Origin of the sequence: Litchfieldia alkalitelluris (assembly GCF_002019645.1) — a bacterium.
GTDB lineage: Bacteria > Bacillota > Bacilli > Bacillales > Bacillaceae_L > Litchfieldia > Litchfieldia alkalitelluris.
Window position 1 is genome coordinate 5,149,233 of the sequence record NZ_KV917374.1, and the last position, 13,723, is coordinate 5,162,955.

The 13,723-nt window shown below is 39.0% G+C and carries 10 protein-coding genes and 1 pseudogene; 2 read left to right on the plus strand and 9 right to left on the minus strand.

Going from position 1 to position 13,723, the window contains the following annotated elements; all coding sequences use genetic code 11:
• Nucleotides 1–56 precede the first annotated feature (56 nt).
• Both adhE and BK579_RS24105 read right to left on the minus strand, forming a co-directional pair.
• Entirely contained in the window at nt 57–2,657 is a 2,601-nt protein-coding gene (gene adhE / locus BK579_RS24100; protein WP_078549916.1) for a bifunctional acetaldehyde-CoA/alcohol dehydrogenase, read from the minus strand.
• A 208-nt stretch (nt 2,658–2,865) separates the two neighbouring features.
• Entirely contained in the window at nt 2,866–3,093 is a 228-nt protein-coding gene (locus BK579_RS24105) for a hypothetical protein (RefSeq protein ID WP_078549918.1), read from the minus strand.
• A 1,287-nt stretch (nt 3,094–4,380) separates the two neighbouring features.
• On the opposite strand from BK579_RS24105, the gene BK579_RS24110 reads away from it, so the two are divergent.
• Nucleotides 4,381–5,538: a M20 peptidase aminoacylase family protein gene (locus BK579_RS24110; protein WP_078549920.1), complete on the plus strand. Its 1,158-nt coding sequence runs from the start codon at nt 4,381–4,383 to the stop codon at nt 5,536–5,538.
• 25 nt (nt 5,539–5,563) lie between these two features.
• Here BK579_RS24110 and BK579_RS24115 read toward each other — a convergent pair whose 3' ends face one another.
• The 7 genes from BK579_RS24115 to BK579_RS24145 all read right to left on the minus strand — a co-directional run bounded on the left by BK579_RS24115 (nt 5,564) and on the right by BK579_RS24145 (nt 12,549).
• Complete coding sequence (locus BK579_RS24115; RefSeq protein WP_078549923.1) at nt 5,564–5,935, minus strand: DnaJ family domain-containing protein; 372 nt, start codon at nt 5,933–5,935, stop codon at nt 5,564–5,566.
• 91 nt (nt 5,936–6,026) lie between these two features.
• On the minus strand, nt 6,027–6,965 hold the full coding sequence (hutG, locus tag BK579_RS24120) for a formimidoylglutamase (RefSeq protein ID WP_078549925.1): 939 nt from the start codon (nt 6,963–6,965) through the stop codon (nt 6,027–6,029).
• Nucleotides 6,966–6,967: 2 nt separating this feature from the next.
• Nucleotides 6,968–8,227: an imidazolonepropionase gene (hutI, locus tag BK579_RS24125; RefSeq protein ID WP_078549926.1), complete on the minus strand. Its 1,260-nt coding sequence runs from the start codon at nt 8,225–8,227 to the stop codon at nt 6,968–6,970.
• A complete protein-coding gene (hutU, locus tag BK579_RS24130; RefSeq protein ID WP_078549928.1) occupies nt 8,220–9,896 on the minus strand; it encodes a urocanate hydratase in 1,677 nt (558 codons plus the stop codon). The genes hutI and hutU overlap by 8 nt, the downstream gene beginning before the upstream one ends.
• Nucleotides 9,896–11,428 carry a histidine ammonia-lyase gene (gene hutH / locus BK579_RS24135; RefSeq protein WP_078549930.1) on the minus strand — a complete coding sequence of 511 codons (1,533 nt, stop codon included), beginning with the start codon at nt 11,426–11,428 and terminating at the stop codon, nt 9,896–9,898. Before hutH ends, hutU begins: the two co-directional genes overlap by 1 nt.
• Nucleotides 11,429–11,551: 123 nt before the next feature.
• Nucleotides 11,552–12,004, minus strand: coding sequence for a hut operon transcriptional regulator HutP (gene hutP / locus BK579_RS24140; protein ID WP_078549932.1), 453 nt, complete (start codon nt 12,002–12,004; stop codon nt 11,552–11,554).
• Nucleotides 12,005–12,144: 140 nt separating this feature from the next.
• Nucleotides 12,145–12,549, minus strand: coding sequence for a GNAT family N-acetyltransferase (locus BK579_RS24145; RefSeq protein ID WP_078549933.1), 405 nt, complete (start codon nt 12,547–12,549; stop codon nt 12,145–12,147).
• A 147-nt stretch (nt 12,550–12,696) separates the two neighbouring features.
• Between BK579_RS24145 and mreBH the strand changes: the two are divergent.
• A pseudogene (gene mreBH / locus BK579_RS24150) lies at nt 12,697–13,697 on the plus strand (rod-share determining protein MreBH).
• Nucleotides 13,698–13,723: the final 26 nt, after the last annotated feature.

A 13,723-nucleotide genomic window follows, 5' to 3' on the forward strand; every position in this document is an offset into this window, starting at 1 on the left:
AAAACCAGCTGATCATTTATCAGCTGGTTATTTCTTTTGCAAAGATAATTTATTTATTAAACACCCTTAAACGCTTGACGATAAATTTCAGCTAATTCTGTTACAAGAGGTAACTTCGGATTAGCAGTAGTACACTGATCTTCAAAAGCACGCTCTGCTAAATAGTCAACTTTAGCTTCGAATTGTTTCTTAGTTACACCATTCGCCTCAATGCTCATCGGAATGTCTAGCTCTTTAGCTAGCTTAATAACAGCTTGAACTAGGCTTTCAACACCTTCTTCTGTTGTTCTAGCAGGTAATCCTAGTGTTCTAGCAATTTCAGCATAGCGTTGGTCTGCAATAAAGTGCTCATATTTAGGAAATGAAGCAAATTTCTTAGGTTTAGATGCATTGTAACGAATGACATGCGGCATTAAGATTGTATTTGAGCGTCCGTGTGCAATATGGAATTCGGCACCAAGCTTATGAGCTAAGCTGTGGTTAATTCCTAAGAATGCATTGGCAAATGCCATACCCGCAATCGTAGATGCATTATGCATTTTCTCACGAGCTACTGCGTCACTTCCATCATGATAGGCACGAGGTAGATATTCAAATACAAGTTGGATCGCTTTCATTGCCAATCCGTCTGTGTAATCATTCGCCATAATTGAAACATATGCTTCAAATGCATGTGTTAAAACGTCCATACCTGTATCTGCAGTAATTACTTTTGGTACGGTCATTACAAAAGTAGGGTCAACAATCGCTACATCTGGAGTTAACTCATAATCGGCCAATGGATACTTAATATTATTAACTTTATCTGTAATAACAGAGAATGAAGTTACTTCAGATCCTGTACCAGAGGTTGTTGGGATTGCAACGAATTGAGTTTTATCAAGCTTTGGATATTTAACAACACGTTTGCGAATATCTAGGAACTTTTGTTTTAAGCCAAAGAAGTCTGCTTCTGGGTGTTCATAGAACAACCACATTCCTTTTGCAGCATCCATCGCTGAACCTCCACCAAGCGCAATAATGACATCTGGTTGAAAAGCCATCATCGCTTCTGCACCTTTCATAACTGTATCAATTGATGGATCTGGTTCAACATCTGAGAACACATCGACATGAACTAGGTCTGGGCGTTGACGAAGATAATGAGTAACTCTGTCTACATAGCCAAGCTTCACCATTCCAGGATCTGTTACGATGAATGCACGTGAAATGTTAGGGATTTTTGCTAGATATTGAGTTGAGTTTTTCTCAAAATAGATTTTTGGTGGAACTTTGAACCATTGCATATTATTATTCCTTCTCGCCATACGTTTTACGTTTAATAGATGAATCGCTCCAACGTTAGATGCTACTGAGTTTTTCCCGTAAGAACCACACCCAAGAGTTAATGATGGTAGGAAAGCATTGTAGATATCACCAATTGCACCTTGAGAAGATGGAGCATTAACGATAATACGGCATGCTTTCATTCTGATTCCATAGGCTTTTTGAACTTCTTCATTTGTAGAGTGGATAACAGCTGAGTGACCAAGACCACCAAACTCAAGCATTTCTTCTGCTCTTTGTAATCCTTCACTTGTAGAATTTACTTTATAGCATGCAAGTACTGGGCTTAATTTTTCTCTTGATAGTGGGTAGTCAGGACCTACACCTTGTAGCTCTGCCACTAATATTTTTGCATCAACTGGCACTTTAACTCCTGCCATTTTTGCAATTTCGTATGCTGATTTACCAACAATATCCGCATTTACTGCGCATGTATCTTCTCTAATCACAAGTTTAGACACTTTAGCAGTTTCTTCAGCTGATAAGAAGTAGCAGCCTTTATCAAGCATTTCAGCTTTCACTTCTTCATAGATCTCTTTATCGATGATTACTGCTTGCTCAGAAGCACAAATCATTCCATTATCAAATGTTTTTGATAAAATTAGGTCATTAACTGCACGTTTAACAACAGCAGTTTTTTCAATATAGCACGGAACGTTACCAGGGCCTACACCAAGTGCCGGCTTCCCAGTACTGTAAGCTGATTTCACCATTCCTGCTCCACCAGTTGCAAGTACTAGTGCAATTCCAGGGTGGTTCATTAATTGTTTCGTTGCTTCAATTGACGGTAACTCGATCCATTGAATACAATCTTCAGGTGCACCATGCTTCACTGCTGCGTCACGCAATACTCTTGCAGCTTCACTACTACATTTTTGTGCAGATGGATGAAACGCGAAGATGATAGGGTTTCTAGTTTTAATGGAAACTAATGCTTTAAACATAGTTGTTGATGTTGGGTTTGTTACTGGAGTTACCCCTGCCACTACACCAACTGGCTCTGCAATTTCTACTAAACCATCGAAGTCATTTTCATTAATGATTCCAACTGTTTTATCGTATTTAATATTGTTATAGATATATTCTGTTGCAAAAATATTTTTAATGACCTTATCTTCGAATACTCCACGCTTGGTTTCTTCAACTGCTAGTTTCGCAAGTGGCATATGTTGATCTAAACCAGCTAAAGCCATTTCTTTTACGATTTTATCAATCGTTTGTTGGTCAAATTCCAAGAAAGCTTTAAGTGCCTTTTGTCCTTTTTCCACAAGTGAGTCAATCATTGTTTGAACTTCGTTTTGTTTTGTTACTTCTTTTTCTTCAACTGCCATTGTAAACCCTCCTATTTGTGAAACATTTCACATATATCTTTTAAAAAATAAAACACATAAAAGTTTGTGATATATTTCACATGTTCTCTCTAAAATAAAATGTATAATCGGTAATTACTACCATGTATACATTATAAAACCTTAATTATAATTTGTGTGTGAACAGTTTGTGAATTGTTGAGCAAGTGTTTGTGTATATTTTTTTACTTTATTCACAAGCAGGATTTCTTAAAATTTTTGTTATTGAAATATCATTATACATTCTAGTATTCTGTTTTAGTAAACATACAAAATTGGTGGTCCAAACGTATGAAGGAATTGTCTTTCCTTCCTCAATCATCATTGCTTCAAATTCATCGCCTATAAGCTCTTCAAACGCCTCTAATGTGTAAGTTTCAGTATCTGTTGAAAAGTCTTTCCATTCGCATAGTATCATGCTTAACCCTCCTTGTAGTATCTTTTCTCTCTACACTTATATTATAGCAGTTACTAAACGTAATTAACTTGCTAATAATGAACAATTTATGAATTGAATTCACTCTGGGATTTGCTTAGTATTAGTGCTGATACAATCTTCTTTTTCTTGCTAAATACTATTTTATGTATATATAAATCTTGATTATAAATAATGGAACAGTATGGAGTTCGGACAGTTTGGAGTTCCTTGTGGCAAAAGCTGTCTGAACTTGAGCCTACTTCGGACAACTTAGGGAGCCATGCGGCAAAAGCTGTCTGAACTTGAGCTTACTTCGGACAGCTTTAGGAGCCATGCGGCAAAAGCTGTCTGAACTTGAGCCTACTTCGGACAGCTTAGGGAGCCATGCGGCAAAAGCTGTCTGAACTTGAGCTTACTTCGGACAGCTTTAGGAGCCATGAGGTAAAAGCTGTCTGAACTTGAGCCTACTTCGGACAGCTTTAGGAGCCATGAGGTAAAAGCTGTCTGAACTTGAGCCTACTTCGGACAACTTTAGGAGCCATGCGGCAAAAGCTGTCTGAACTTGAGCCTACTTCGGACAGCTTAGGGAGCCATGCGGCAAAAGCTGTCTGAACTTGAGCTTACTTCGGACAGCTTTAGGAGCCATGCGGTAAAAGCTGTCTGAACTTGAGCCTACTTCGGACAGCTTTAGGAGCCATGAGGTAAAAGCTGTCTGAACTTGAGCCTACTTCGGACAACTTTAGGAGCCATGCGGCAAAAGCTGTCTGAACTTGAGCCTACTTCGGACAGCTTTAGGAGCCATGAGGTAAAAGCTGTCTGAACTTGAGCCTACTTCGGACAACTTTAGGAGCCATGCGGCAAAAGCTGTCTGAACTTAAGCCTACTTCGTACAGCTTTAGGAGCCATGCGGCAAAAGCTGTCTGAACTTGAGCTTACTTCGGACAGCTTGGAGAGACAAACGACAAAAGCTGTCTGAACTCGAAACTACTTCGGACAGCTTTACAATCCAAGTATCAATAGCTGTCCGAACACTCAACGACTTCGGACACCTTTAAAAACCAAGCGCATCAAGCTCTATCTGAACTCTCACCAACTCTAGACAGCACTTTCCGTAAACAAGCAAAAGTGTTTAAACTGTTCACTTCTCTTGGGCTTTTCCATCGAAGCCCAAGAAATAGTCCTATTCCAAATAATTTACCCCAGTTCCCAGAAAAAAGATTGTGAAAATTCAATCTTCATGGTACTATTTTAAAAATATTATTGTTCAGTTTTTAGGAGGTCACTTTTTTGACTACATTAGAGGAGCAGAGTTTTCAAAAAGAAATTTTATCACTATTCAATTACTTTCATAATCATCCCGAAGTAAGTTGGAAGGAATATGAAACAACACAATATATAAGAACGTTTTTGCAACAATTCCCTTGCAGAGTGACAACGTTTCCTGATCATACTGGCCTTATAGCTGAAATCGGTAGTGGCTCTCCTGTTATTGGAATTCGTGCTGATATTGATGCGCTATGGCAAGAGGTTGATGGTGTGTATCAGCCTGTTCATTCTTGTGGACATGATGCTCATATGACGATTGTTCTTGGTACATTATTGCGACTTTTGAATAAGACAGTTCATCAAGGAACGATCCGGTTTATTTTTCAACCTGCTGAGGAAAAAGGTAATGGAGCGCTTAAGTTAATTGAAAAGAAGGTAGCAGATGATCTTGACTATTTATTTGGTGTTCATCTACGACCTTATCAGGAACTAGAAAACGGGAAGGCTTCACCAGCAATTTACCATGGCGCTAGTGGATGTATTACAGGTTCTATTCATGGTGATGATATGCATGGCGCAAGACCTCATCTAGGGGTAAATGCGATTGAAGTAGGTGCAAGTCTTGTTCAAATGCTAAAGCAAATTGTATTAAATCCGATGACACCCTATTCTGTCAAATTAACTTCGTTCCATGCTGGAGGAGAAAGTTTTAACGTTATTCCTGGCTCAGCAACATTTAGTATTGATCTTCGCGCTCAAACAAACGAGGCAATGGAGGAGCTACAGTTAAGAATAGATCAAGTTTTTCGTACTCTTAGAACCCTTTATAATGTTGAAATAAAAACTGAAATGCCAGCAAACTTAGTCGCTGCAGAAGTTAATGATGAAGCCCAAGCGCTTTTATCTAAGGCAATCGAAGAGGTTCTTGGTTATGACCGATTAGCTGAACCAATTGTTACAACAGGTGGAGATGACTTTCATTATTACACAGTAAAGAACCCGTCCATAAAAGCAACTATGCTGGGATTGGGGTGTGATTTGGCACCTGGATTACATCACCCACAAATGAGTTTTAATAAAGATGCGATTTTTACCGGAATTGATGTTTTAGTCAAAGCTGTTGACATCACTCTATCACGTTCAGTCGGGAAGGAAAGAGAATTATCAATAGCAAAATAGGAGCCTAGTCGGCTCCCATTTTTTGTCAAAACTTACTATTTATCTTTGTTTCATAGTTTTTGAACATTGCTGAATTGGAATTACTTTTCCTCGTTTTCATGACTTGGTTTAATCTTAGCTTTTTTTGAGTAAGTTTCCCTTGCAGCTGTGCTCTTTGACCATCGTCTTGACATTTATCAATCAAATCTTCAATGGTTAATAACTCTTTTCTAAGCTCTGTCTCTTCATTTATAATCCCTGCATTTTTCATCATTTTATATGCCATTCGAAGCTCCTGAGGAATAGCGGATAGATCTTCAAGCTTTAACTTTTCTCCTAATCCGGGTAAATCATTAAATTCACCATCTTCATATGCACGTCGAATTTTATCTTCAGATGCAATCTGTGAAAAGTCCATGGTTAACCCCTCCTACTTTTTTGAAGTGGATCACTCTTTTAATATTATTATTTTACTTCTTTTTCACAGTTATTTACAGTTTTAATCTTAATTAATTTTTACCAACATTTTTTAAAAAAGTTAAAATAATATAAGCAGCCATTTTACTTGTCATATCTCTAAAATCGATTGTTGGGTCAATTTCAACAATATCGATTGCTTTTACAAGAGAACAAGAACTTACTATTTCTATAGCTTTAAGTAAAGTCGCGCTATCCAACCCACCAGGTCCAATTGCTGGACAACCTGGAGCAAATGCCTGATCTAATACATCCACATCAACAGAAAGATAAATCATATCCACCTCTCTTGAAAGGTAGTCAATCGCTTCCTTCACGATTAATTCGATAGATTTAGTTTGAACATCCTGTACGGTAAAAACCTTTACCCCTTTTTCTTTGGCATAATCTGAATATGCTTTGCTATTCATGAAGTCACGAATACCAATTTGAACAAGGTTTTTCCCCTCAATATAGTTGCCTTCTATTAAACTACGGAAGGGTGTACCATTCGTTGGACCTCCGTCATCAAGATTTCTTAGGTCATGGTGGGCGTCGAATTGGATCACACCCACTTTACTTTGTTTAGAGAATGCCGCAATTGAAGGAAAACTTATGGAATGGTCTCCACCCAAAATAATCATATGATTGGGTTGATGGTCTATTAAAATCTTTTCAATTGTACTTTTTATTCGAGATTGTGATTCGGTAATATCTGTTGCATGCATCACCACATCTCCGAAATCTGTTATAAGACTATTAACTAAATCAATCTCTGAACTACTACAATAGGTTGTAAATGACTGTAACATTCTCCTAATTACTGTGGGTGAAAAAGATGCCCCTGAATGACTAATTGATGATTTCGATAACGGCACACCTATTAGGCCAATTGAATGATTCGCTGTTTCAGCTGAGTGTAGCAGTACATCCGCTTTTGTAACAAACTGATCATTAAAAACAGCTTTCCCTGCTGCTTTTAGATAATCCATCTTCATTGCCCCCTTTTATAGACCACATGACCGTTTTTAAGCACTGTGTTCACATGATTCACACCATAATGATAAGGAATATATTGATAGTTTGGACTATCCCAAATCACTAGATCTGCCGGACGATGTAGTGCAATTTTCCCTGCAGTCTTCTCTCTGTTTATCGCGTGCGCTGCATTTACAGTAACTGCATACCATATTTCCTCAGGTGACATTTTTAATTTTAATGCTGCTAATGACATGATCAATTGTAAATTTTCCGTGGGTGAGCTTCCTGGATTAAAATCTGTCGATAAAGCAACAGCACATCCCGCATCAATCATTTCTCTTGCTCTAGCATTCTTGTCTTTCCCTAGATAAAAGGATGTTCCCGGAAGTAATACCGCAATGGTACTAGAGTCGGCCAATTGCCGTATTCCCTCATCAGATGCTCCAACAAGGTGGTCCCCGCTTCTTGCACACAGTTCAACCGCTAGCTCTGTACCACCTAAAGGATCAATCTCATCAGCATGTATTTTCACATCAAATCCTCTTCGTTTTGCAGAGGTTAAAAACCTTCTTGACTGCTCTACTGTAAAAACACCCGTTTCACAGAAGATGTCGACAAACTCTGCTAAGCTCTCTTCTTTTATTACATCCAAGAGGTTCTCCATTTCTAGTAAAAATTCTTCTGATTGCTGCTTATATTCTGGAGGGATTGCGTGTGCTCCTAGAAAAGTCGAGACGAGATCGATACAGTGGATTTCATTCAACTTTTTGACAACCCTTAGTTGCTTTAGCTCGGTTTCAGTATCTAAGCCATAACCACTTTTCGCTTCCACTGTTGTTATTCCATAGCTTAATAAACGATTTAAATGAAAATAAGCTTTATTGAGTAATTCTTCCTCGGTGGCTTCTCGTGTAGCTTTAACCGTTGATAGAATGCCCCCTCCTTGTTGCAATATCTCTAAATATGGAACTCCTTGTTGTTTTAATGAAAGCTCATGCTCTCTGGATCCACCGAATATTAAATGTGTATGAGAATCTACTAATCCTGGAGTAACTAATTTCCCATCAGCATCTATAACTTCCTTCGCTTCTAGCGTGTTAGCATCTTTTTCGAAACCTGCAAATACAATCTTGCCATCCATAATTCCCACAGCTGCATGCTCAACAATGGGTAAACTCTGAAGTGCATCCCCTCTCACAGGTTCGTTTGACCCTGTATCCATTGTTAGCAACTGCCCAATATTGATTATGAGTGTATCTACTTTCTTAATCATTTTTCTCCTCCTGTCGCATCGGAATGACTATGTGATTTTCCTCGGCAACCTCTACAGCACGATCATATCCAGCATCGACGTGACGAATGACTCCCATTCCAGGATCAGTAGTTAATACGCGTTCTAGCCTTTCTTGTGCTAAACTAGTTCCATCTGCCACCACAACCATTCCGGCATGTAGAGAATAGCCCATTCCGACACCACCACCATGATGGAATGAGATCCATGAACCACCTGCAGCAGTATTAATTAACGCATTTAGAATAGCCCAATCGCCTACAGCATCACTTCCATCCTTCATCGCTTCGGTTTCACGATTTGGAGAAGCAACAGATCCACAATCTAAATGATCCCGTCCGATAACAATTGGTGCCTTTAACTCGCCTTTGCGAACAAGCTCATTAATCGCAAGCCCCATTTTAACCCTTTCACCGTAGCCTAACCAGCAAATCCGTGACGGCAGCCCTTGGAATGCGACCTTCTCTCCGGCCATTTCAATCCAACGTAGAAGCGGTTCATTGTCAGGAAAAAGCTCTTTAATCAGTTGGTCGGTACGATAAATATCCTCTGGGTCCCCAGATAAGGCAGCCCAACGAAACGGACCTTTGCCCTCGCAAAACAATGGACGGATATAAGCTGGAACGAAGCCTGGAAAACTAAAAGCATTTTCCACACCTTCATCTAAAGCAACCTGTCTGATATTATTACCATAGTCGAAGACGATTGAACCACGCTTTTGAAACTCAAGCATTGCTTTTACATGGTTAGCCATACTTTCATTTGCTTTCGTTACATAGTCTTTTGGCTGACTTTCCCTAAAACTTAGAGCTTCTTCTACTGTAAGGCCAACAGGTATATATCCATTCAAGGGATCATGGGCAGAGGTTTGATCTGTTACAATATCAATTTTCACCCCTCTTTTTAATAGCTCATGATGGACTTCTGCAGCATTTCCGATAAGACCAATGGATAATGCCTCACCCTTGTCTTTTGCTTCATAAGCCCACATTAACGCTTCATCAATAGAACCTGTCATTAAATCACAATATTTCGTATCAATTCGCTTCTGAATTTTAGCAGGATCCACGTCGACAGCAATTACGACTCCGCCATTCATCGTAACAGCTAGGGGCTGAGCTCCTCCCATTCCACCAAGTCCAGCAGTTAGTGTAATTGTTCCTGTTAAGGAACCGTTAAAATGTGCTTTGGCAACACTTGCAAAGGTTTCATAAGTCCCCTGAAGAATTCCTTGGGTACCGATATAAATCCAACTCCCTGCCGTCATTTGTCCATACATCATAAGACCTTTTTGATCAAGCTCGTGGAAATGCTCCCAATTCGCCCATTTAGGTACAAGTACCGAGTTAGATAACAGGACTCTTGGAGCTTGTTCATGAGTTTTAAAAACACCTACTGGCTTACCTGATTGAATTAGCATGGTTTCATTTTTTTCTAGCTTTCTAAGAGTAGCAACAAGCGCATCAAATGCTTCCCAGTTTCTTGCAGCTTTTCCAATTCCACCATATACAACTAACTCTTCACCTTTCTCAGCTACCTCTGGATCCAAATTGTTATAAAGCATTCTTAATACAGCTTCTTGCTCCCAACCTTTGCATTCAAGCTCTAATCCTTTTTTTGCTCTTATCGTTCGTTTTACTTGTTTACTCATTATTTAACCTCCTTAATAGTTGGTGTTGAATTTTTACAAATCATACCGGCAAAGTCAAACTCCTTAAGCCAAGTAGTAACAGCCTCAATATCTTTTGAAAATATCCGATCCTTTATCATCGAAGGAACTAGTTTTCTTGCTTCCATATAAAACCCCTTTGTTTTTGTAGCCATCTTCTCAACTCCTCTGTATTCAACCGCTTGAAGAGCACAAATCAGCTCAATTGCTAACACTCTTCGTGCATTTTGGAGAATTTGATAGGCATGCCTTGAGCCAATTGTCCCCATACTCACATGATCCTCTTGATTTGCAGACGATGGAATAGAGTCAACACTTGCTGGGTGTGCGAGTGTTTTATTTTCCGAAACAAGGGCTGCTGCACAATATTGCATAATCATGGCACCCGATTGCAGACCAGGCTCCGGACTTAAAAATGGTGGCAAATCATTAAGCTGTGGATTAACTAATCTCTCTATTCTTCTCTCAGAAATATTTGCTAACTCCGCAAGTGACAACTTCATGAAGTCCATCGCAAATGCAATTGGCTGACCATGAAAATTGCCACCAGAAATCACTTTTCGTCCTTCATCAAAAATGAGTGGATTATCAGTTGCCGCATTCACTTCAATTTCAAGTTTTTCCTTCACATAATTGAGCACCTGCCATGACGCACCATGAACCTGTGGAATACATCTTAATGAATAGGCATCTTGTACCCTTATCTCGCCTTGAGTGGTTGTTAATTGACTATCATTCAAGTATTCTCTTATTCTTTTAGCTACATCAACCTGTTCTTTGTATCCTCTCACCTGATGGATATCGTCATCAAAGGCATCAATTATTCCTCTTAACCCCTCAAGAGTAATCGAAGAGATGAGTTCACTTTGATATGCTAGCTGCTCAGCTTCTAGGTAACCAATAACCCCCATCGCTGTCATCGCTTGAGTTCCATTGATAAGTGCTAAGCCTTCTTTTGCTTTTAAGGTAATAGGTTCAATCCGTTCATTAGAGAGTGCATCTATTGCTTTTTGCGTTTTACCTTGATACACCACCTCTCCCTCTCCCATTAAAACAAGGGCAAGATGCGAAAGTGGTGCTAAATCGCCGCTAGCTCCGAGTGACCCTTGCTGGGGTATTACCGGATGAATCCCTGCATTAACTAGGTCTATGAGGATTTCAATCACCTCTGTTCTCACACCTGAATATCCCTTCAGTAATGCATTAGTTCTTAACAAAATCATCGCTCTTGAAACTAGCTCTGGAAAAGGATCTCCAACGCCACAGGCATGTGAGTGAATTAAATTTAATTGAAGCTCTTCTACATCACTACAATCGATATAAACATCAGCAAACTTCCCAAACCCTGTAGTAATTCCATAAATAACTTTTTTTGACTCAACTATTTTGTCAACAGCTTTTCTGCTTTTCTCAACTGCTTCCATACTATCCTTTGAGGCGACAACAATTTCATTGTCATAAACCACTCTCTTAATCTCTTCTAGTGTTAATGTATAACCTGTTAAAATAACCAACTCTGCTTCACCCCTTTATCAAAATAAAGAAAAGGGCTGTATCACAAAACATTCCTTAAAATGTTTGTAATACAGCCCCCTATAAATCCACTAAAAGCTCTAGGCTCGTATCTTTATGAAATTTTAAATATGATTAATTCCTAAACCAATAGTCTCATGCTCTAACCCTCTAACAGGTGCACCAATCGTCCCGTACAAGGCAACTGCTAGCCACTCGCCTTCTTGTTCACTTTCATATGGGGTTCCTCGAACAATTGAAAACCTTAACCCCACAGTCCGAAGCATATTACCCAGTTCTACCTGTCCTCTAGTTACCCCATGCATTGCTTCAATGATGGCATGGTATAAGGCATGCATTTCACGATATAATTCACCATCTACAATTCCTTGCCGTTTGGCTGTTGTTTCAATTGCAGCGACAATTTTCTGAAGCTCCATTGATCCAACTTTCCCCTTACAATATCGCCATTGCAAACGGTCAAGTTGTGATATGGCTGCTTGTTCTTCCTCTTTTTCCTCAGATAAAACAAGCAATAATGCATTTTTACCTAATCTGTCTTTGTCGCTCTTTAGCATGTTTATCAACACCTGTGTCTAAGAATCTACTACTGACTATTAACTACTTCTATTGTATGTGTGCGGAAAAACGACTGTCAATGATTAATTACCACATTTTAACAAGTTATCATTCTAATCTATTAGCAGAGTAAAGCTCGCTACACCCGCTGCCTTACCATAATCTTCTCTTGATCAAAACCAAATTTCCGATATAATTCATGAGCATCACTTGTGGTTAAGCGGAATTTTGTATCCTTTAATTCTGGGTGATTTAACATACATTCTACTAACCACTTTCCGAGCCCATTTCCCCTGAACTGTTCATCTACAATCACATCTAAGATCCATGTCATTACTGCTCGATCAGTAATTGCTCGTGCGAATCCTATTTGCTTATTATCACAATATATCCCAAAGCAAACTGAATTCTGAATTGCTTTTTCAATGACCTCTCTCTCAAGATCCTTAGCCCAGTAACTACCTAATAGGAGTCTCAGAACCAATTCAATCTGGATTTTATCTTTGTCATCACTTATGAGAAATTGACCTTTATTCCATTCCATATGTCTCATCCTTATTTTAAAATTTATTTTATTATATCCTTGTTCTACGTTTTAACTAAATCCTTTCTTTTTGACATAGACCCCCACAAATCGACAAACTACTTTGAAATCTATAATGGGGTCAAGTATGAAAGGATAGGAATACACATGTTTTCTACAATGGAACTTGGAATTGATTTAGGAACAGCTAACATACTTGTATATAGTAAAAATAAAGGAATAATCTTAAATGAACCGTCTGTAGTAGCAGTCGATACGGTTACAAATAAAGTCATTGCTGTCGGTCTAGAAGCAAAAGAGATGATCGGAAAAACACCTGGCAGAATTATTGCCGTTCGCCCATTAAAAAAAGGTGTGATCGCCGACTATCATATGACTTCAGAAATGCTTAGACATATTATGATCAAAGCAGGAAAAAAGCTTGGTTATTCACTACGAAAACCAAATCTTGTTGTATGTACACCTTCTGGAGCAACATCTGTAGAGAGAAGAGCCATTCAGGATGCTGCAAGAAATAGTGGGCAAAAACAGTTCACCTTATTGAAGAACCAATTGCAGCTGCAATTGGTGCAGATTTACCAGTTGATGAACCAACAGCAAACGTGGTTGTCGATATCGGTGGGGGTACAACTGAGGTAGCGATTATTTCCTTCGGTGGAGTTGTTACGTACCAATCGATAACAGTAGGCGGTGATCAATTTGATGAAGATATCATTCACTACGTTCGAAAAAAATATAATGTACTCATCGGAGAGCGCACAGCAGAGCAAATAAAAATGGAAATTGGGTATGCTCCAATTAAACATCAAAAAGAGATTATAGAAGTCAGAGGAAGAGACTTAGTAATGGGATTGCCAAAAACGATCACATTATCCTCTTTAGAGATTCAAACCACTCTTCAGGATGCCTTATTTCATATATTAGAAGCGGTAAGATCTACTCTTGAAGACTGTCCTCCTGAGTTGAGTGGAGACATCGTTGATCGTGGTGTTATACTGACTGGCGGAGGAGCACTTTTAAAAGGCCTTCAGGATTGGCTAAGCGAACAAATTCATGTCCCTGTTCATATTGCACCAAATCCACTAGAGGCGGTTGCTATTGGCACCGGTCGTTCGTTAAGTATGATAAAAAAGCTACAAGCAATATAAGAGACCAGAAAAGCACTAATGGCATT